At 70.7% G+C, this 19,525-nt stretch carries 15 protein-coding genes and 2 pseudogenes; 14 read left to right on the forward strand and 3 right to left on the reverse strand.

Features of this window, described 5'->3' with window-relative positions; translation table 11 throughout:
- The 10 genes and pseudogenes from ACFVW8_RS26785 to ACFVW8_RS26830 all read left to right on the forward strand — a co-directional run.
- Window positions 1-110 (forward strand): annotated as a pseudogene (locus ACFVW8_RS26785) (urea transporter); the annotation flags it as partial.
- A 64-nt stretch (window positions 111-174) separates the two neighbouring features.
- Window positions 175-480: an urease subunit gamma gene (locus ACFVW8_RS26790; RefSeq protein ID WP_389694279.1), complete on the forward strand. Its 306-nt coding sequence runs from the start codon at window positions 175-177 to the stop codon at window positions 478-480.
- Window positions 481-484: 4 nt separating this feature from the next.
- A complete protein-coding gene (locus ACFVW8_RS26795; RefSeq protein ID WP_389694332.1) occupies window positions 485-1,333 on the forward strand; it encodes a sirohydrochlorin chelatase in 849 nt (282 codons plus the stop codon).
- A complete protein-coding gene (locus ACFVW8_RS26800; RefSeq protein WP_389694281.1) occupies window positions 1,330-1,806 on the forward strand; it encodes an urease subunit beta in 477 nt (158 codons plus the stop codon). The genes ACFVW8_RS26795 and ACFVW8_RS26800 overlap by 4 nt, the downstream gene beginning before the upstream one ends.
- Window positions 1,806-3,530, forward strand: a complete 1,725-nt coding sequence (gene ureC, locus ACFVW8_RS26805; RefSeq protein WP_389694283.1) for an urease subunit alpha — start codon at window positions 1,806-1,808, stop codon at window positions 3,528-3,530. Before ACFVW8_RS26800 ends, ureC begins: the two co-directional genes overlap by 1 nt.
- Window positions 3,531-3,535: 5 nt before the next feature.
- Complete coding sequence (locus ACFVW8_RS26810) at window positions 3,536-4,282, forward strand: urease accessory protein UreF (RefSeq protein WP_389694285.1); 747 nt, start codon at window positions 3,536-3,538, stop codon at window positions 4,280-4,282.
- Window positions 4,283-4,314: 32 nt separating this feature from the next.
- Complete coding sequence (gene ureG / locus ACFVW8_RS26815) at window positions 4,315-4,935, forward strand: urease accessory protein UreG (RefSeq protein WP_389694287.1); 621 nt, start codon at window positions 4,315-4,317, stop codon at window positions 4,933-4,935.
- A 1-nt stretch (window position 4,936) separates the two neighbouring features.
- Entirely contained in the window at window positions 4,937-5,896 is a 960-nt protein-coding gene (locus tag ACFVW8_RS26820; protein ID WP_389694289.1) for an urease accessory protein UreD, read from the forward strand.
- Window positions 5,897-5,945: 49 nt separating this feature from the next.
- Window positions 5,946-7,295, forward strand: coding sequence for an ammonium transporter (locus tag ACFVW8_RS26825; RefSeq protein WP_389694290.1), 1,350 nt, complete (start codon window positions 5,946-5,948; stop codon window positions 7,293-7,295).
- Between the two features lie 143 nt (window positions 7,296-7,438).
- Window positions 7,439-9,796: an alpha-L-fucosidase gene (locus tag ACFVW8_RS26830; RefSeq protein WP_389694292.1), complete on the forward strand. Its 2,358-nt coding sequence runs from the start codon at window positions 7,439-7,441 to the stop codon at window positions 9,794-9,796.
- Here the strand turns inward: ACFVW8_RS26830 and ACFVW8_RS26835 are convergent.
- Together ACFVW8_RS26835 and ACFVW8_RS26840 are read right to left on the reverse strand one after the other, a co-directional pair.
- Entirely contained in the window at window positions 9,774-11,210 is a 1,437-nt protein-coding gene (locus ACFVW8_RS26835; RefSeq protein WP_389694294.1) for a lipase maturation factor family protein, read from the reverse strand. The two genes, ACFVW8_RS26830 and ACFVW8_RS26835, sit on opposite strands and share 23 nt — an antisense overlap.
- Before the next feature lie 59 nt (window positions 11,211-11,269).
- Window positions 11,270-11,695, reverse strand: a pseudogene (locus ACFVW8_RS26840) (DUF1990 family protein); the annotation flags it as partial.
- Window positions 11,696-11,791: 96 nt separating this feature from the next.
- Between ACFVW8_RS26840 and ACFVW8_RS26845 the strand changes: the two are divergent.
- Together ACFVW8_RS26845 and ACFVW8_RS26850 are read left to right on the forward strand one after the other, a co-directional pair.
- Window positions 11,792-12,955 carry a DUF6777 domain-containing protein gene (locus ACFVW8_RS26845; RefSeq protein ID WP_389694296.1) on the forward strand — a complete coding sequence of 388 codons (1,164 nt, stop codon included), beginning with the start codon at window positions 11,792-11,794 and terminating at the stop codon, window positions 12,953-12,955.
- Window positions 12,956-13,124: 169 nt separating this feature from the next.
- Window positions 13,125-14,177, forward strand: a complete 1,053-nt coding sequence (locus ACFVW8_RS26850) for a chitinase (RefSeq protein ID WP_389694297.1) — start codon at window positions 13,125-13,127, stop codon at window positions 14,175-14,177.
- An 86-nt stretch (window positions 14,178-14,263) separates the two neighbouring features.
- On the opposite strand, the gene ACFVW8_RS26855 is transcribed toward ACFVW8_RS26850, so the two are convergent.
- Complete coding sequence (locus tag ACFVW8_RS26855; protein ID WP_389694299.1) at window positions 14,264-15,625, reverse strand: FAD-dependent oxidoreductase; 1,362 nt, start codon at window positions 15,623-15,625, stop codon at window positions 14,264-14,266.
- 275 nt (window positions 15,626-15,900) lie between these two features.
- Between ACFVW8_RS26855 and ACFVW8_RS26860 the strand changes: the two genes are divergently transcribed.
- Complete coding sequence (locus tag ACFVW8_RS26860; RefSeq protein ID WP_389694301.1) at window positions 15,901-17,967, forward strand: SpoIIE family protein phosphatase; 2,067 nt, start codon at window positions 15,901-15,903, stop codon at window positions 17,965-17,967.
- 143 nt (window positions 17,968-18,110) lie between these two features.
- Window positions 18,111-19,490 (forward strand): wax ester/triacylglycerol synthase family O-acyltransferase, encoded by a 1,380-nt coding sequence (locus ACFVW8_RS26865; protein ID WP_389694303.1) that lies wholly within the window; start codon window positions 18,111-18,113, stop codon window positions 19,488-19,490.
- Window positions 19,491-19,525 lie beyond the last annotated feature (35 nt).

Here is a 19,525-nt window from a genome sequence, read left to right on the forward strand (position 1 = left end):
CCTTCTTCAAGCCCTTCGGCGGTCACACCTTCACCTGGCCGTTCATTCTCACCACCTGGGCGCTGATGGCCGCCGTGCCGCTGCTGCCCCGCCTGCGCCGGAGCGGCTGACCGCCCCGGCCCCTCCCGGGCCTCCAGCCCTCCCCCCCTGTACAACCCGAGGAAGGTACTGACGATGAACCTCGCCCCTCGCGAGATCGACAAGCTGCTGGTGTACGTGGTGGCCGACCTGGCGCGCAAGCGCCAGGGGCGCGGCCTCAAGCTCAACTACAGCGAGTCGGTCGCGCTGATCACCGAGGCGATCCTCGAAGCCGCGCGCGACGGCAAGAACGTCGCGGACTGCATGGAACTGGGCCGCCATGTCGTGGCCGAGTCGGACACCATGCCCGGCGTGCGGGAGATGCTCGGCCTGCTCCAGGTCGAGGCGTCCTTCGTGGACGGAACGAAACTGGTGTCCTGCCATGACCCCGTCGGTGGCTGACCCCGTGGCCGAGGGCTGCGGTGTCATCGCCGTATGCGGTCATGAAGCCGCGTACGGGCGGGCGCTGGAGGGGCTGGTGGACCCCGAGGTGGCCGTCGTGCCGAACGGGCGCGAGCTGTTCCGGAGCATCTCCGCACGGCTGCGCAGGGGCGAGGAGACCGTGGTCGTCCCGATGACACTCGGCCGTGACCCCGAACTCGTCGCAGACACCGCCCGCACCCTGCGTGCCGTTCCCGGCGGGGAGCGTGCCCCTACGGTGCTCGCCGAACCGTTCGGCACCGCCCAGCATCTCGTCGGCTGGCTGCGCGCAGCGGCAGGTCGGGTTCCCGAGGCCTCCGCCCTGCTGGTCACAGCCCCTTCCGGCGACCCGTTCGAGGACGCGGAGCTGTACCGGATCGCCGCACTCGTACGCCGCTACGGCCGGCACGCCCTGGTCGAGGTGGCGTTCACCGGCGGGGACCCTGGTCCTGCCGAGGGAGTCCGGCGCTGCCGGCTGCTCGGCGCGGAGCGCGTGATGCTGCTCCCGGCCGGTTTCGCACTGCCGGAGGAGCCCGAGGTCACCGGCGGGGACCCGCTGCCGGTGGACCGGGCCGGCCCGCTCGTTTCCGCGTCCTCGCTACGACGCGTACTGGCCGAGCGAGTGGCTGACGCCCGGCGGCGATGGCGCGAGCACGGCGACGACGGCATCGCGGCCGGGCTGACCGCGGCCGAGAACCACGGGCACTCCCACACCCACCCACCGGGCGAGGGGCACGACCACGGTCACCCCCACGATCACGGCACCGGACACACGCACACGCACCCGCACCCGTCCGCCGATGGAGCGGGCCAAGTCATCAGGAGCATCGCATGACGTTCCGTCAGAAATACCTCTACGGCAAGGACCCCGTCGAGCTCAACGCGGGCCGCCGCACCCTGAAGGTCACCGTGAGCAACACCGGAGACCGTGCGGTGCAGATCGGCTCCCACTACCACTTCTTCGAGGTCAACTCGGCGCTGTCGTTCGACCGCCAGGAGACGCTCGGTATGCACCTCAACATCGCGGCCGGCACCTCCGTGCGTTTCGAGCCCGGCGGTTCGCGCGAGGTCGAGCTGTGCGCGTACGCCGGCACCGGCCGGCTGGTCGGCTTCAGCGGGCTGCTCAACGGCAGCCTCTCCTCCCACCCCGCGCGCGTCGAGGCCGTCCGCAAGGCCATCGAGCGCGGGTTCCAGGGCGCGCAGGACGTCCCCGCCGCCAAGCGCACCAAGCCTGCGGCCAAGCCCGCAGCAAAGCCCGCCGCCAAGGGTTCCAAGGCCACCAAGGAAAAGAAGAAGGGTTCGCGCTGATGCCCATCCTGCCCCGCAAGCAGTACACCGACATGTTCGGCCCGACGGTCGGCGACCGCTTCCACCTCGCCGACACCAACCTCGTCGTCGAGGTCGAGAAGGACTACAGCGAGGGCCAGTACGGCGACGAGGTCGTCTACGGCGGCGGGAAGACCATGCGCGACGGCATGGCCTCCGACCCGCAGGCCACGGCCGCCCAGGGCGCTCTCGACACCGTCATCACCAACGTCGTGGTCATCGACCCGATGGTCGGTGTCGTCAAGTGCGACATCGGCATCAAGGACGGCTTCATCGTCGGCATCGGCAAGTCCGGCAACCCGCAGACGCAGAACAACGTCGACCCGGATCTGGTTGTCGGTCCCGGCACCGAAGCCATCGCGGGGGAGCACCTCATCGCGACCGCGGGCGCCATCGACACCCACGTCCACCTGATCGCCCCGCAGCAGGCCGAACAGGCGCTGACCAACGGCATCACCACCCTCATCGGCGGCGGCACCGGGCCGACGGACGGTTCCAACGGCACGACCTGCACCCCCGGCCCGTTCAACATCGCCAAGCTGCTCCAGGCCGCCGAGGGCTGGCCGGTCAACCTCGGCATCATGGGCAAGGGCAACGGCAGCCTGCCGGAGGCGCTCAACGAGCAGGTCGTCGCGGGCGCCTGCGGCCTCAAGGTGCACGAGGACTGGGGCGCCACCCCGGCCGTCATCGACAACGCCCTGAACGTCGCCGACGCGCACGACGTCCAGGTCTCCATCCACACCGACAGCCTGAACGAGAGCGGCTTCTTCGAGGACACCCGCTCCGCGATCGACGGCCGCGCCATCCACACCTTCCACAGCGAAGGCGCGGGCGGCGGCCACGCACCCGACATCATGCGGGTCGCCGGCGAGCCGAACGTCCTGCCGTCGTCCACCAACCCGACCCTGCCGTACACCAAGAACTCGGTGGACGAGCTCCTCGACATGGTCATGGTCTGCCACCACCTCAGCCATGACATCCCCGAGGACGTGTCCTTCGCCGACAGCCGCGTGCGGGCCGAGACGATCGCAGCGGAGTCCGTGCTGCACGACCTCGGCGTGATCAGCATGTTCTCCTCCGACTCCCAGGCCATGGGCCGGATCGGGGAGTCCGTCACCCGGGCCTTCCAGACCGCGCACCACTGCAAGGACAAGCTCGGCAGGCTGGAGGGCGACTCGGCGCGCAACGACAACCAGCGGGTGCTGCGCTACCTCGCCAAGGTCACCATCAACCCGGCCATCGCCTCCGGCATCGCCGATCACGTGGGATCGATCGAGAAGGGCAAGCTCGCCGACATCGTGCTGTGGCCCATCCACTCCTTCGCCGCCAAGCCGAAGGTCGTGATCAAGGGCGGCATCATCTCCTGGGCGCAGATGGGCGACCCCAACGCCTCTCTGCCGACCCCGCAGCCGGTCATCTACCGGCCGATGTTCGGCCAGTTCGGCAAGGCGCTGCAGGCGACCCACGTCACCTTCATGTCCCAGGCGGGCATCGCCGCCGGGGTGCCGGCCGAACTCGGCCTGGAGCGCCGGGTCCTGCCGGTCCGCCGCACCCGCACCATCGGCAAGCACAACATGGTCCGCAACGACGCGCTGCCGGACATCCAGGTCGACCCGGAGACGTTCAAGGTCACGCTCAACGGCAAGGTCGCCACCATCGACCCGGCCGAGACGCTGCCCCTCAACCACCTGTACTTCCTGGTCTAGGGCCGATGTACCGCAACGAGGGCGACAGCGTGGGCGAGCCCGTTCCGGTCATGACCGCGGCCGGAACGGGTCTCGGACCGCTGCTGGTCAGCCTCCAGCTGACCGACTCGGCGTTCCCGAGCGGCTTCTACACGCTGTCGCACAGTCTGGAGGGCTTCGCCCAGGCCGGGGCCGTCGGCCCCGGCTCCGTACCGCTGCTGCTCCAGGACCTCCTGCTGCACGGCGTCGGTCCCGCCGACGCCACGGCGCTCGCCCTCGCCCATCGCGCGACGGCGGCGGGCGACCCGGCGGCCGTCGTCCGGATCGACGAGCACCTCTTCGCCACCAAGCTGGGCCGCGAGATGCGCCAGGCCGCCACCCGGACCGGGCGGCAGCTGCTCGACCTGGGCCAGGAGGTCTTCGACCGCCCGGAGATCGGCGACTACTTCGGCCGCGTGGTACGCCGCGAGGCCCCCGGCACCCAGGCGGTGGCCGCAGGCGTCATCTACGCCGCCACCGGGGTCCCCGTCCGGCAGGCCGTCGCCGCGGACCTGTTCGCGTTCTGTGTCAGCTTCGCGGGCGCGGCCCTGCGGCTGAGGCTGACCGACCACCGCTCGGCGCAGACGCTTCTGCGAGGCGCGGCGCCCGTCATCGAAGAGGTCGTCGAGGCGGCGCTGCGGCGCGAACTCGACGACGTCGGCGCCACCGTCTTCGCCTCGGACATCATGTCGGGCCGTCATGAGCGCGCCGAGGCACGGCTCTTCGCCAGCTGAAACCAAACCCCCGTCTCACACCAGGGAGCACCATGGACGACAACGTACTGCGGGTCGGCATCGGCGGACCGGTCGGATCCGGCAAGACGGCGCTCATCGAGGCGCTGGTGCCGATGCTGATCGAGCGCGGACACCGCCCCGCCGTGATCACCAACGACATCTACACCCAGGAGGACGCCCAGCACGTCCGCCGCACACTGGCCGGGGTCCTCGAACCGGAGCGGGTCGTCGGCGTGGAGACGGGCGCCTGCCCGCACACGGCCGTACGTGACGACCCCACGATGAACCTGGCGGCCGGCGCCGAGATGCTGGAGCGCTTCCCGGACACCGACACGCTGCTCTACGAGTCCGGCGGCGACAACCTCACCCTGACCTTCAGCCCGGCCCTCGTGGACCTCTTCCTCTTCGTGCTGGACACCGCGGAGGGCGAGAAGATGCCCCGTAAGCGCGGCCCCGGCATCACCGAATGCGATCTGCTCGTCATCAACAAGATCGATATCGCCAAGTACGTCCGCACGGACATCGGCATCATGGAGTCCGACGCCCACCGGGTCCGGGACAACCGCCCCGTCGTCCTCACCGACTGCCTGACCGGCGTCGGCATCGACGACATCGCGGTCTACCTCGAATCGCGCCGCAAGGTGCTGATCTGAGATGACGCTCGCCCCGCACCGGCCACCGGCCGACCGGCTCGCCGAGGAGTACTACGCCGCGGTCCGGATCCCGCCGGACGTGGCCGCCCTGGCCTCCGTGCCCGACACGCTCGCGCCCGGCTCCCCGGCCAAGGTCGGCATCCTCGACCTCGCCTTCGCCGTGCGGGGCGGGCGCACCGAACTCGTCGAGCGCTACCAGAAGACACCGCTGCAGATCATGCGCCCGCTGTGGATCGACCCCGCGCAGCCCGGCATGAGCTACGTCTATCTGATGGCGACCGGCGGCGGCGTGGCGCAGGCCGACCGCTACCGGATGGACTTCCGCTGCGGCCCGGACACCCAGGTCCATCTGACCACCCAGGCCGCCACCAAGATCTTCCGGATGGAGCACGACTACGCGAGCCAGCGGGTGCACCTGACGGCGGAGGCCGGGAGCTATGTCGAGTACCTGCCCGACCCGTTGATCCCGTTCAAGGACGCGCGCTTCTACCAGCGCACCGAGGTCACGGTCGCGCCGGGCGCCACCGTCCTCGTCGGCGACACCCTCACCGCGGGACGGCTCGCCCGCGGCGAGCGCCACGCCTACCGGGTCCTCGCCACCGACCTGCGCATCAGCCGGCCCGACGGCACCCTGCTCGCCCTCGACACCCTGCGCCTGGCCCCCGGGCCGGAGGGCCAAGGAGTCCTCGGCCCCGGGGTGTTCGCCGGTCACGACCATGTCGCCTCGCTCTTCGTCGTGACCGACCGCACGCCTGCCGCCGAACTCGCCGACGTCCTGCACGAGGCGCTGGCCGGACTCGGTGTCCGGTACGGCGTGAGCGTCCTGCCCCGGGACTGCGGTGCCTGGGTGCGGCTCCTGGACGACAGCCCGATCCGGGTGGCCGCGGCCCACCGGGCCGCCTGGCAGTCCGTACGCCGGCTGCTCACCGGCCATCCGGCCCCCGATCTGCGCAAGCCCTAGAGCCAGTCCGCGCCCTCCCGTCCCCACGACACCCACGAGGTATCCGCCGATGAACACCGCTCCCGCGCCGATGCCACCCGCATACGACTCCGGTGACACCGCATGGCTGCTCGCCTCCACCGCCATGGTGCTGCTGATGACGCCCGGCCTGGCGTTCTTCTACGGCGGCATGGTGCGCACCCGGCACGTGCTGATGATGATCAAGATGAGTTTCGCCGCGCTCGCGTTCGGCACCCTCGTCTGGTGGATCCTCGGATACACGCTGGCGTTCGGCCCCGATGTCGGAGGTGCCGGGGTCATCGGCAACCTCGATCACGTGTTCATGCGCGGCATCGACCTGACCACGCTGACCGGATCGATCCCGACCTACGTCTACAGCACCTTCCAGATGGGTTTCGCCATCATCACGGTGGCGCTGGTCAGCGGTTCGATCGCGGACCGCGCCACGATGAGGGGCTGGCTCGTCTTCGTCGTGCTGTGGCTGCTCATCGTCTACATTCCCATCGCCCACTGGGTGTTCGACTCGGACGGCTGGATCGTCAGGCACCTCGGTGCCCTCGACTTCGCCGGCGGTCTCCCGGTGGAGCTCAACTCCGGCGTCGCGGGTCTCGCCGTCGCGCTCGTGCTACGGGCCCCGCGCGACTTCGCCCGCCGCGAGGAGCGTCCCAACAACATTCCGCTTGTGGTCATCGGGGTCGGTCTGCTCTGGTTCGGCTGGTTCGGCTTCAACTCCGGTTCCGCACTGAGCGACCAGGGCTCAGCAGCCGGGGCCTTCATCAACACCCAGCTCGGGGCGGCCGGCGCGATGGTCACCTGGCCGCTGGTGGAGAAGTGGCGCACCGGCCGGGTCACCACGATGGGCGTCGTCTCGTCCGCTGTCGCGGGCATGGTCGCCATCACCCCGGCCTGCGGTGAGATCAACACGCTCGGCGCCGTCATCACCGGCCTCGTCGTGGGTGCGGTGTGCGCCTTCGCGATCACCCTCAAATTCCGTTTCGGAGTGGACGACACCCTTGACGTGGTGGGTGTGCACGGCGTCGGAGGTCTGATCGGCCTGATCATGGTCGGCCTGTTCGCCACCGCGCGGATCAGCGGCAAGAAGGGACTCTTCTACGGCGGTGGCTGGGGGCTGCTGGGCAAGCAGCTCGTGGCGATCGTCGCCGTGATCGCCTTCTCCTTCATCCTCACCTGGATCATCGCCAAGGCCGTGGACATGACCGTCGGCTTCCGCGCCAAGGAGGAGTACGACAGCGTTCCCGGCGAGGAGGAGGAGCGGGCGTACGACTTCCAGACCGCCGAGCGCCTCGGCGCGCTGGTCCCCGACGCGCCTGTGACCAGCGACGACGAACTCGTCAAGCAGATCCACAAACTGCTCCGGGCCCGCAAGCACGAGAAGTAGCCGGACCGGTGCGGAACGGGCGTCACATGCCCGGCCCGCACCGTTTTCTCCCCCGAGTCATCCGATGGATGCGGGGACGGTGTTTCGTTCTGTCTGGAAGATTGCATTGACAGGTTCGCGTCGCGCTCCAATCATCGGACGTCATGACCGAACTTCCCAGGCGCCATGTACTCGGAATGACGGCAGGGGCGGCAGTCGGCGCCGCCCTGCTCACCCCCGCCACCGCCGAAGCGGCCCCGCACCCCACCGGGGCCGGACCCGAGACCGTGCACGGCGGTGACTGGGGAGCCGTTCCCCCGGCCGTCCCCGTCCCCCTCGACGACTGGTTCGACAACGACGGCATCGACACCGCCGAGGCCGGCGGCGGCAGTTTCGACGGCTCCGGCTACACCTTCCCCGGTGAGGAACTCCCCGCAGGGGAACGGGAGATCGCCGGCACGACCTTCCGCTTCCCGGCCGCCGGGGCCGGAGCGAAGAACAACGTCGTCGCCTTCGGCCAGCGCATCGACCTCCCGGCGGGCCGCTATCTCTCCGCCCTCCTCCTCGCCGCGTGCAGCTACGGAACGGCGTCCGGCACGGCGACGGTGCACTACGCCGACGGCACCACATCGGCCCCGGCCCTCGGCGGACCCGACTGGTACTCGGGCAGCGGCGACCTGACAGCCGCCTACCGCTACGGACCCGACGGCGCGAAGGACCCGCACCCGGTCTCCATCGCCGTGTCCGAGATCCCGCTCGACCCGGCGCGGGACGCCGTCGCGCTGACGCTGCCCACCACCCAGCCCGCCGAGGAGAACAAGGCCAGCCTGCACATCTTCGCGCTCTCCCTCCAACCCGCGGCCCAGGGGCGGGCGTTGGCGGTGCGCGATGCCCGGTCCACGACCTCTCTGCTGGACCACGGCGCGCAGAGCGTCGAGGCCACCGTCGTCAATGCGGGCACGGTGGGAATCCTCGCCGCCGACGGCCTCACCCTCTCGGTGGACGTGCCCGGCGCGCGGACCGTCGCACCGGCCCGCGTCACCCGCCTCGCCCCCGGTGACCAGGCCCGCGTCCGTATCGGAGTCCGCAACAGACCGGGCACCGCCCCCGGCACCGCCCGGGACGGCAGCGTGGTCGCCCGCGGCCGCGGGCAGCAGGCGGCAACCGTCCGGCGCTCACTCACCCTCGGCGTCCCCGACTACACGCCCACGGACGCGTCCCTCTCCAGCCACCAGGCGCCCTACTGGTTCCAGGACGCGAAGTTCGGCATCTTCATCCACTGGGGCATCTACTCGGTGCCGGCCTGGGCGCCGGTCGGCACGCAGTACGCCGAGTGGTACTGGAACCAGATGCAGGACCCGGACAACCCCACCTACGCCCATCACCGCGACACCTACGGCGAGTCCTTCGCGTACGACGACTTCATCCCGCGGTTCCGCGCCGAACACTTCGACCCCCGCGCCTGGGTGGAGCTGTTCCGGGACGCCGGGGCGCAGTACCACGTCCTCACCTCGAAACACCACGAGGGCTTCGCGCTCTGGGACACCAAGCTCTCCGACCGCAACTCGGTGAAGATGGGCCCCAAGCGCGATGTGATCAGGGAACTCTTCGACGCTTCACGGCGCTACGCCCCCGAACTCCACCGCGGGCTGTACTTCTCCATGCCCGAGTGGTTCAACCCGGACCACCCGTGGATGGGGCACGCCCCGCGCAACCCGTACACCCTGGAACCCGTCCCGTACACCGGCCACACGGCGGGCCGGGACTACGTCACCGAGTTCCAGGGGCCGCAGATGCTGGAGCTGGTCGAGGGGTACGACCCCGAGATCATCTGGTGCGACATCGGCGGCGACAACGACAGCCACCGGGTGCTCGCCGAGTACTTCAACCACGCCAAGAACCGGGCCCGGCCCATCGACGTCACGGTCAACGACCGCTCCGGAATCGGTTCGCACGACTTCACGACGCCCGAGTACGCGACGTACGACCGGATCGTCACCGCCAAGTGGGAATCCAGCCGCGGCCTCGATCCCTACAGCTACGGCTACAACGCACAGACGCCGGACGAGAAGTACATGACGGCCGAGGAGATCGTGCACTCGCTCGTCGACATCGTCTCCAAGAACGGCAACTTCCTGCTCGACATCGGGCCGAAGGCCGACGGCACCATCCCGGACATCATGCAGCGCAGGCTGCGCGAGACGGGGGAGTGGCTGAGGACCAACGGCGAGGCGGTCTACGACACCACGTACTGGTCGCGGATGCCGCAGCTGGGCGAGGACCTGCGGTTCACCGTCCGGCCGGACAAGGCGTTCTACATCCACTCGCTGGCCAGGCCCGGCGCGACCCTGACCGTCGGGGCCCCCGTCCCGGTCCGCAGCGGTGACCGCATCACGCTGCTCGGGTACGACCGGCCGCTGAGCTGGCGCACCACGGGCGGCTCGCTGGTGATCGACGTGCCGGCGGCGGCCCGCAGGACCGGCGAACACGCCTGGGTGTTCAAGATCGCCTGGTCGGGCTGACGGGGGACGTGCCCGGTGGCACCGGGCGCATGAAGTCCCGTACATAGGTGCGGTGCCACCACTGCCCGGTGGCCCGCAGTTCGCGCCAGGTCGTGTACCGGTAGCGGAACACCCTGGCGCGGACGTGGGCCGGCGGGGCGTCGGGGAACGGGTTGTGCCGCAGCAGCCGCAGCGTGTCCCGGTCGTTCTCCAGCAGCCGCTCCACGAACGGGCCGAACCAGGGGCGGGCGTAGGCGGGCGAGAGCGCGGCGAACCACATCATCCAGTCGAGCCGCAGGTGGTACGGGGCGAACTGGCGCGGCAGCCGCCCCGGATCACCCGGCTTCCCGCGGAAGCCGTACTCCCGCCAGATTGTGCCCGGGTGCACGGTCTGCTCGTCCGTCCCCTCGACCACCACCTCCAGCCGCACCCGGCTGATGCTGCCGAACGCGCCGTAGGTGTTGACCAGGTGCAGCGGGTCGAAGGAGCGGTTCATCACCTGGCGGCGCGAGACCAGATTGCGGGCCGGGCGGTAGCTGAGCAGCAGGACCAGGGCGGTGACGGCGATGACCACGACCTCGTACCAGAGTGGTGCGCCGGACTGCGCGGGTGGCTCGGCGGCCAGGGACCAGTCGACGGCCGACAGGGCGAGCACGATCGTCAGCCAGTTGAGCCAGGCGAAGTTGCCCGACAGCACCAGCCACAGCTGGGTGAGGACCATCAGCCCGGCCGCCGCGCTCGCCACCGGCTGCGGGGTGAAGAGCAGCACCGGTACGAGCAGTTGGGTCACATGGTTGGCGGCCGCCTCGGCCCGGTGCAGCGGCCGGGGGAGGTGGTGGAAGAACCAGCTCAGCGGTCCTGGCATCGGCTGCGTCTCGTGGTGGAAGTACAGACATGTCAGCTTGCGCCAGCACGCGTCGCCCCGGATCTTGATCAGCCCGGCACCGAACTCGACCCGGAAGAGCACCCAGCGCAGCAGCCACAGCACCAGCACCGGCGGGGCGGTGTCCGCGTTGCCCAGGAAGACGGCGAGAAAGCCGGTCTCCAGCAGCAGCGACTCCCATCCGAAGCCGTACCAGGTGTCGCCGACCTGGACGATCGACAGATACAGCGCCCAGGGCAGGGCCCACAGCAGCATCGACGCCCACAGGGGCAGGTGACTGTCCAGACCGGCGATCAGTGCGACGGAGAGCGCACAGCCGGTCCAGGCGACGAGCGCGAAGAAGCGGTCGGAGTAGTGGAGACGGAAGAGTCCGGGCGCGGTGCGCCAGTCGGTGCGTCGCAGGAGCGCGGGAACGGGCAGCATGCCGCGCTCACCGATCAGCGCCCGGAACTGGAGCGCGGCGGTGAGGAAGGCGGTCAGATAGATGACGGCGAGCGCCCGCTGAAAGATCAGCCGGCTGAGCCAGTACCCGTCTGCGGTGAACCACTCCATCGACTCCAGTATCGGCCCGGCGACCTTCCGGGCGCTTCACCCGCGCCGTTCGCACTCTCTGCGACGATCCGGCGCGGCGTGCGGCCGAGTCTGCGCGCGTACCAGCGCTGGGCCACCGGTACGAGCGGGCCGGCGAGCCGGGAGTACCGGCGGACCGGGCGGCTGAACGCCATGACGGTGAACGACACCGTCCCGTCGTCCGCGAGACCGACCACGAAGGACTCCTCACCGCACTCGGGGTGCCGGGGCAGCGTTCCGTAGGCGAAGCCGATGCGCCGCGGTCCGTACTCGGTCCAGACGACCCGGCAGGGAGCTGAGAACGCGAACGGGCCGCCCCCCAGCGCCACCCGAACGGCCGCCCCGGGCTCGGCGCGTGGTGCCGACGCCTCGACCCTGGCTCCGGAGGCGCGGTGCATGCGGAATTCGGTGACCGCAGCACCGGCGGCCTCGAAGTCGGCGCGGCCGTGGCCGACCCGGTTCCGGTTCCCGCTCCCCCTCTGTCGTCGGCTTGCGGGGGAGGAGCAACTGCGGCAGACATGAGAGGGCCACTCGGGACCGGTGAACCGGCAGGAGATCTCTTCGTGCGCTCACCCATACGTCTGCGTCGCACCGCCGGCGCCGCGCTGTCCGCCGGGATACTCCTCGCCGCGGGCTGCGCACAGGTCACCCCGGGCAGCAGTAACGGCACCGAGGGGACGGCCGACGTGCGGCAGGTCCTCCTGCAGCCGGCCGGGGCCCGGGGGCCGGATCCCTTCACCGGATCGACGGCCAGGCCGCCCGGTGCGACGCCGACACCCTCGCACACCGGCCCACCGCAGACCCCTGCCCCGGGTGACGGCGCTGTTCACGAGCTCGCCGGCTCCACCCCGGGCCTCTACGGCGGCACCCGGTCCGTCGCCTCCTGCGACGTCGAGAAGGAGGTCGCCTTCCTGGCCGCCGACCGCGCCAAGGGGAAGGCCTTCGCGCACGCCGCGGGCATCGCCCCGGCCGGCATCGCCGGCTTCCTGCGCGGGCTCACCCCGGTCCTGCTGCGTGCCGACACCCGCGTCGCCAACCACGGCTACGACGCGGGAACCGCGACCACGTTCCAGTCCGTGCTCCAGGCCGGTACCGCGGTGATGGTCGACAGCCACGGGCTGCCGCGCGTGCGGTGCGCCTGCGGAAACCCGCTGAGCCCGCCGAACGGTGCGCGTGCGGCGGCCGACCGGGGCGGGGAGTGGACCGGTTACGACCCGGCGCGCATCGTCGGCGTCGAGCCCACCCCGCGCGAGGTCACGGAACTGGTGATCGTCGACGTCGTGCACAACGCCTGGGTCGAGCGGCGGACCGGGGACGAGGGCGCGCGGGACCGCACGCCCGAGGTGCCGCCGCCGTACGACCCGGGCGCCGACATCACCGGACCGCTGCCCGACGTACCGCCGCAGGAACCGACGCCGACCGACTGCCCGACGCCGGGGGCCCCGACGCCGCCCGGCGAGGAGGCTGCCGTGACCGCGAGCCCCTCGGCCGGACCGTCGAAGGCCCCGGGTGACGACCGGGCGACGCCGCGCTGTCCGACGGACCCGCCGTCGGACGATGCCACCGAACCCCCGGGGCTGCCGTCGGAGGAGCCGACCGGTACCCCGGCCGAGCCGGAGGAGCCCCCTGGGGATCTGGTGCCGTCGATGACGGAGGAACCGCAGACCGCGATCGAACTGCCGTGGCCGGACGGTGCCGACGGTGTTGCCGAGCCCGTCACCGGGTGAGCCGGGGCCCGTTCGAGGTGGCGCGCTTATGGTCCAGACCTATTGACGGAAGGTCTGGACCACTTTAACGTGTGCCGCGTTGTGGCGGCCGGGGTGCCGGCGGTTCTGGCTTGTCAGGATCATGGCATTTTCGGCTCCTCCGGGCTTCACCCCACGAAGGGAACCGGGCATGTTCGGTCGGACATCACGTCTGCTGGGGGTCGGCCTCGCGGCCGCCTGTGTCGTGCAGATGCTGGTCGCGGCGACTCCCAGCTCCGCACAGGAGGACACCTGTGCGGTCAAGTCGAAGCCTGCGGGCAAGGTGCTCCAGGGGTACTGGGAGAACTGGGACGGCGCCTCCAACGGTGTGCACCCGCCACTGGGCTGGATCCCCGTCACCGACAGCCGCATCACGCAGCACGGCTACAACGTGATCAACGCGGCCTTCCCCGTCATCCTCTCCGACGGCACCGTCCAGTGGGAGGACGGGATGGACTCGACCGTGAAGGTCCCGACCCCCGCCGAGATGTGCCGGGCGAAGGCGTCCGGGCTCACCACCCTGATGTCCATCGGCGGTGCGACGGCCGGCATCGACCTCAGCTCCAGCGCGGTGGCCGACCGTTTCGTCGAAACGGTGGTGCCGATCCTCAAGGAGTACAACTTCGACGGCATCGACATCGACATCGAGACCGGGCTGAGCGGCAGCGGCGACATCAGCCGGCTGTCGGCCTCGCAGTCCAACCTGATCCGCATCATCGACGGGGTGCTCGCCGCGATGCCGTCGAACTTCGGCCTGACGATGGCTCCGGAGACGGCGTACGTCACGGGCGGCAGCGTCACCTACGGCTCGATCTGGGGCGCGTACCTGCCCATCGTGAAGAAGTACGCGGACAACGGCCGGCTCTGGTGGCTGAACATGCAGTACTACAACGGGAGCATGTACGGCTGCGCCGGCGACTCGTACTCCGCGGGCACGGTCGAGGGGTTCACCGCCCAGACCGACTGTCTGGACAAGGGGCTCGTCGTCCAGGGCACCACCGTCAAGGTGCCCTACGACAAGCAGGTCCCGGGACTGCCCGCCCAGCCGGGCGCGGGCGGTGGTTACATGGATCCAGGCCTCGTCTCCCAGGCCTGGAACCACTACAGCGGCAGCCTGAAGGGCCTGATGGACTGGTCGCTGAACTGGGACGGCTCCAGGGACTGGACCTTCGGCGACAACGTCAAGGCGCTGCAGGGGCGCTGACCCCCAGGCCCCGCGACGGAACGGCCGACGGCCCCGGGCGGATCTCCTGTACGGAGACCTGCCCGGGGCCGTCGGCGTGGTGGCGGCTACGCCTCGGAGGCGTCCAGCATGCCGTTGCGCTCCACGACCTTGACCCGCTCGCGGCCCTGCTCCTCGCCGAGGGCCCGCTCGTGGGCGTCCAGGCGGTACCAGCCCTCACGGGTGGTGTAGCGGACGCCGCGGGTCCGGAGGAAGTCGGTGACGGCCTCCGGCTCGGGCCGCGCCGGGGCGGGCAGCTTCCCGGTGGTGTGGTCCTCCAGCAGGCAGGCGACGGTCTCGTTGGCATCGCCCTTGGTGTGCCCGATCAGACCGATCGGACCGCGCTTGATCCAGCCGGTGACGTACACGGAATCCATCGGCTCGTCGCCGGCGATGACCCGTCCGGCCGCGTGCGGAACGGTGCCGGACGCGACGTCGAAGGGGAGCTTGGGCAGCTCCTGCGAGTAGTAGCCGACCGCGCGGTAGACGCTCTGCACGTCCCAGTCGTGGAAGTTGCCGGTGCCCTTCACGTTGCCGGTGCCGTCCAGCTCGGTGCGCTCGGTGCGCAGTCCGACGACCCGGCCGTCCTCGCCCAGGATCTCGACGGGGGACTCGAAGAAGTGCAGGAAGAGCTTGTGCGGCCGGTCGCCGACATCGCGGATCGCCCAGTTCTCCAGCGTGGAGGCGACCATATTGGCCTGCTTGTTGCCGCGCCGGGTTTCGATCGAACCCTGGTCGTAGTCGATGTCCTCGGGGTTGACGATGACCTCGATGTTCGGCGAGTGGTCCAGTTCGCGCAGCTCCATCGGGCTGAACTTGGCCTGGGCGGGACCGCGCCGCCCGAAGACGTGCACCTCCAGAGCCTTGTTGGCCCTGAGGCCCTCGTAGACGTTGGCGGGGATCTCCGTCGGCAGCAGTTCGTCACCGGTCTTGGCGAGCATGCGGGCCACGTCCAGGGCCACGTTGCCGACACCCAGGACCGCGACCTTCTCGGCCTCCAGCGGCCAGGTGCGGGCCACGTCCGGGTGGCCGTCGTACCAGGAGACGAAGTCTGCGGCACCGTGCGAGCCGTCCAGCTCGCTGCCCGGTATGTCCAGGGCCCGGTCGGCGTCGGCGCCGGTCGAGAAGATCACGGCGTCGTAGAAGGTCCGCAGCTCGTCCAGGCCGATGTCGTTCGGGTAGTCGACGTTGCCGAAGAGCCGCAGCTGCGGCTTGTCCAGGACCTGGTGGAGGGCCTGCACGATGCCCTTGATGCGCGGGTGGTCCGGGGCCACGCCGTAACGGATCAGGCCGAAGGGTGCGGGCATCCGCTCGAACAGGTCGATGGAAACGCCCGGGTCGGAGGCGGCCTCGGATTTGAGCAGCGCATCCGCTGCGTAGATTCCGGCGGGACCGGCTCCGACGATGGCTACGCGGACGGGGCGTGTCATGGAGGGCTGTTCCTTAGAACGGGCGAACACGGACAGGGCGGGCCTTGGTAAGGCTTGGCTTAGTTCGCCCTCCGCACACGTTAGCCGCTGCCTCCGTCCGATTCCGGGGCGGGTCGGCCTTCTGCGCCGGTTTCCGGCACTCCTGACCGGCGGCGACCATGCCGATCCCTTGGAATCCGGCCGTGCGGACCCGTCTGCGGAATGTGTTCCATCGCACGTTCAGCAGGTGGACAGCTCACTCGAAGATTCGGACAAATAATGGCAGAGTTACCCATATGGATGATCGGGTAGCGGGTGCCCTGTCACTCCCGGACGACTGGCCCGCCCACCCGGACCTCAGTCTCGCCCTGAACCGTATGGGCAGCTTCGACTGGGACCTCGACAGCGGCCTCATGCACATGGACCAGCCCGCCCTCGACGTGTTCGATCTGCGGGCCGACGAATACGACGAGCGGCCCGGGACGCTCGGCCTGCGGGTGCCACCGGACGAGGGCGTGCGGCTGGACGCCCTGGTCGCTCAGGCACTCAAGAGCGGGCGGAGCAACTACGGTGCCTACTTCCGTACCCTGCGCCGCGACGGGAGCCTGCGCTGGACCCATACGCAGGGCTTCGTCCAGCGCGACGCGACCGGGCGGCCCCGCCGGATCATCGGCATCGTCCGTGACGCCACCCAGGAACTGGCCGACTCCACCGCCCGGCGTGAGCTGGACGAGGAGCGCCGGCAGCGGACGAGCCTGGTGGAGGGCACCACCGCGGCGCTGGCCCACGCCCGCACCGTCAGGGACGTCACGGATGTACTCAAGAACTCCCAGGGGCTCGCGCACCTGGGGGCGACGAGCCTGGTCATGGGCCTGATCGAGGCCGGGCGGATCCACCTGGTGGCGGACGGGCCGGAGGGGTCCTTCGTGCCCGGCACCCGGTACACCCGGACGGACGAGCCCTATCCGATGAGCGAGGTCGTCCGCACGCTCACTCCCCGTTTCATCGAGTCCGCCGAGGACTTCGCCACCTCGTACCCGATCCTGTGGCCCCACATCAGTCATCTCGGCATCACCTCGGCGGCCTACCTGCCGCTGATCGCCCAGGCCCGTCCCATCGGCGCGCTGGGGCTGCTCTACAGCGAAAAGGACGGATTCACCGGCGACGAGCGCAATCTGCTGGTCGCCCTCGGCAGCTCCATCGCTCAGAGCCTGCAGCGCGCCATGCTCTACGAGCAGGAGCACGACCTGGCCGAGGGGCTCCAGCAGGCGATGCTGCCGCGCCGGATTCCCGAGGTGCCCGGTGCGCAGATCGCCGTCCGGTACCGCTCGGCCCGGATGGGCCGGGGCATCGGCGGCGACTGGTACGACGTCATCCCGCTGCCGGGCGGCAGGGTGGGTGCCGTCATCGGGGACGTCCAGGGGCATGACACCCATGCGGCGGCCGTCATGGGTCAGCTGCGCATCGTGCTGCGTGCCTACGCCGCCGAGGGGCACAGCCCCGCGACGGTGATGGCGCGGGCCTCCGTCTTCCTGCACGAGCTCGACACCGAACGCTTCGCGACCTGTACCTACGCGGAGGCCGATCTGACCACCGGGGTCGTGCAGATGGTCCGGGCCGGCCATGTGGACCCGCTGGTGCGGGAGGCCGACGGGAGCTGTCGCAAGGTGCCCATCGAGGGCGGGCTGCCGCTCGGGCTCTCCGCGATGTTCGGGCGGCTGGAGTATTCGGTCAGCACCGTCGAGCTGGACCCCGGCCAGACCATGGTGCTGTTCACCGACGGTCTGGTGGAGCTGCCCGGCGCCGATCTCGACGAGGGGATGCAGCTGCTCACCGGCATGATCAGAAACGGTCCGCAGGACCTCCAGCAGCTGGCCGACAGGCTCTGCGAGTCGGTCGACGAGCGTGGCGGCGAGGACGATGTCGCGGTGCTGCTGCTGCGTCGCAAGGCCGCCCACGCCCCGCAGCCCGGCGGCCGGCTCCAGCAGCATGTGGCGCAGAACGACCCCGAGGCGCTGAGCTCGGCACGCCATATGATCCGTGCGGCGGTACGGGCCTGGGGTGCGAAGGGCCGGGCCGACGAGGTCGAGCTCGCCGCCGACGAGCTGACCACCAACGCGCTGATGCACACCGACGGCGGGGCGATCGTCACCATCCGGGTGCTCACCGGGCCCGAGCGGCGGCTCCGGGTCGATGTCGAGGACCGGTCGAGCGCCCTCCCGCGCCGCCGGGACGCGGGCGAGTCCGGGGTGTCGGGCCGCGGTCTGATGCTCGTGGACCGGCTGGCGGATGCCTGGGGTGTCGAGTCGCGGGGCACCGGCAAGTGCGTCTGGTGCGAATTCATCATTCCGCCACGCGAATGACCCGCCGGATCGGCACCGCCGGACGGCGGAATTGAGCACTACGGCAAAGTAACAGAACGTAACATGTCTGTACTTGACCGTAACCGATCGGTCGAGATTGACTGCGACTCGTCAGTCTTTGTCTTCGATGACATGAGGACCCGTTGGGCACTGAGCTACTGGCACCTCTCGATCTCGCCTTCTGGCACCTCGAGTCCGATGCCCACCCCATGCACCTCGGTGCGCTCGCCGTGTTCTCCCGTGACGGCGGCGGGGCCCCCGGCTCCGACACCCTGCTGGAGCTGCTCGGCACCAGGGCCGCCGCGATTCCCCGGCTGCGGATGCGGGTGCGGGACGTGCTGCTGCCGGTCGGCGGCGCGGCCTGGTCCGTGGACAAGGACTTCGATGTCCACCGGCACGTCAAGCGGGTGGACCTGTCCGGGGTCGAGGCGGGGGACGAGGGCGCGTTCATGGCCGCGGCCACCAGGCTCGCCGGTGAGCTGATGGAGCAGCCGCTGCGAAGGGGGCTGCCGCCCTGGCAGATGTACTTGATCGGCGGCGCGGCCGGCGGGCCCTTCGCCGTCCTGGTCAAGCTCCATCACGCGCTCGCCGACGGGATGCGCGCGGTCGCCATCGGGGCCGGGATCTTCGACGAGATCGCCTCCTTCGCGGGCGGCAGCCGGACCGGAGCGCCGGCCGGCCGGGCCCGGCCCGTGCCGCCGCGCTCCTGGATGCCCGGCCCGCGCCAGGTCGCCGGTCTCGCGATCGGGCGGATCGAGGACCTCGGCCGGGCCTTCGGCGTCGGCGCCTCGCTGGTGCGGGCCAGCCGCCTCGATCTGCGCGGGGCGACCGCGCTCAGCGCCAGCTCCAGCGGAACCCGGCGGCTGGCCACCGCCGATCTCGACCTCGACGCCGTGCAGCGCATCCGGCGGGCTGCGGGCGGCACGTCCAACGACGTGCTGCTCGCGGTCGTCGCCGGAGCGCTGCGCCGCTGGATGCTGGAGCGCGGAGAGCCGCTGCCCGGAGCCGATCCGCGCGCCCTGGTCCCCGTCTCCCGGCGGCGTCCCGGTGGCGCCGCCACCGGGAACCGGCTCTCCGCGTACCTGCTCGGGCTCCCGGTCTCCGAACCCGACCCGTGGGAACGGCTGCGGGCGGTACGCGGAGCCATGGACCGCAACAAGGCCGCCGGACCGCTGCGCGGGGCCGGTGCGGTCGCCGTACTGGCGGACCAACTGCCGTCGCTGGCCCACCGCTTCGGTGCCCCGCTCGCCGGCAACGCGGCCAGGATGCTCTTCGACGTACTGGTCACCAGCGTGCCGCTGCCGCGCTCGGCGCTCTCGCTCGGCGGCTGCCCGCTGCGCGCGCTGTACCCGATGGCACCGCTGGCCCGCGGCCAGTCGCTGGCCGTGGCGCTCACGACGTACGGCGGCAGGGTGCAGATCGGGCTGGTGGCCGACGGCAAGGCGCTGCCGGATCTGGAGCGGCTGGGCCGGTGTGCCGAGGACGAGGTGGCGGAGCTGCTCGCGCTGCTGCCCGCCCGCTGACCGACCGGGACGGCGCCGCGAGACCCAGCCATAGG

Source organism: Streptomyces sp. NPDC058221 (assembly GCF_042882365.1).
GTDB lineage: Bacteria > Actinomycetota > Actinomycetes > Streptomycetales > Streptomycetaceae > Streptomyces.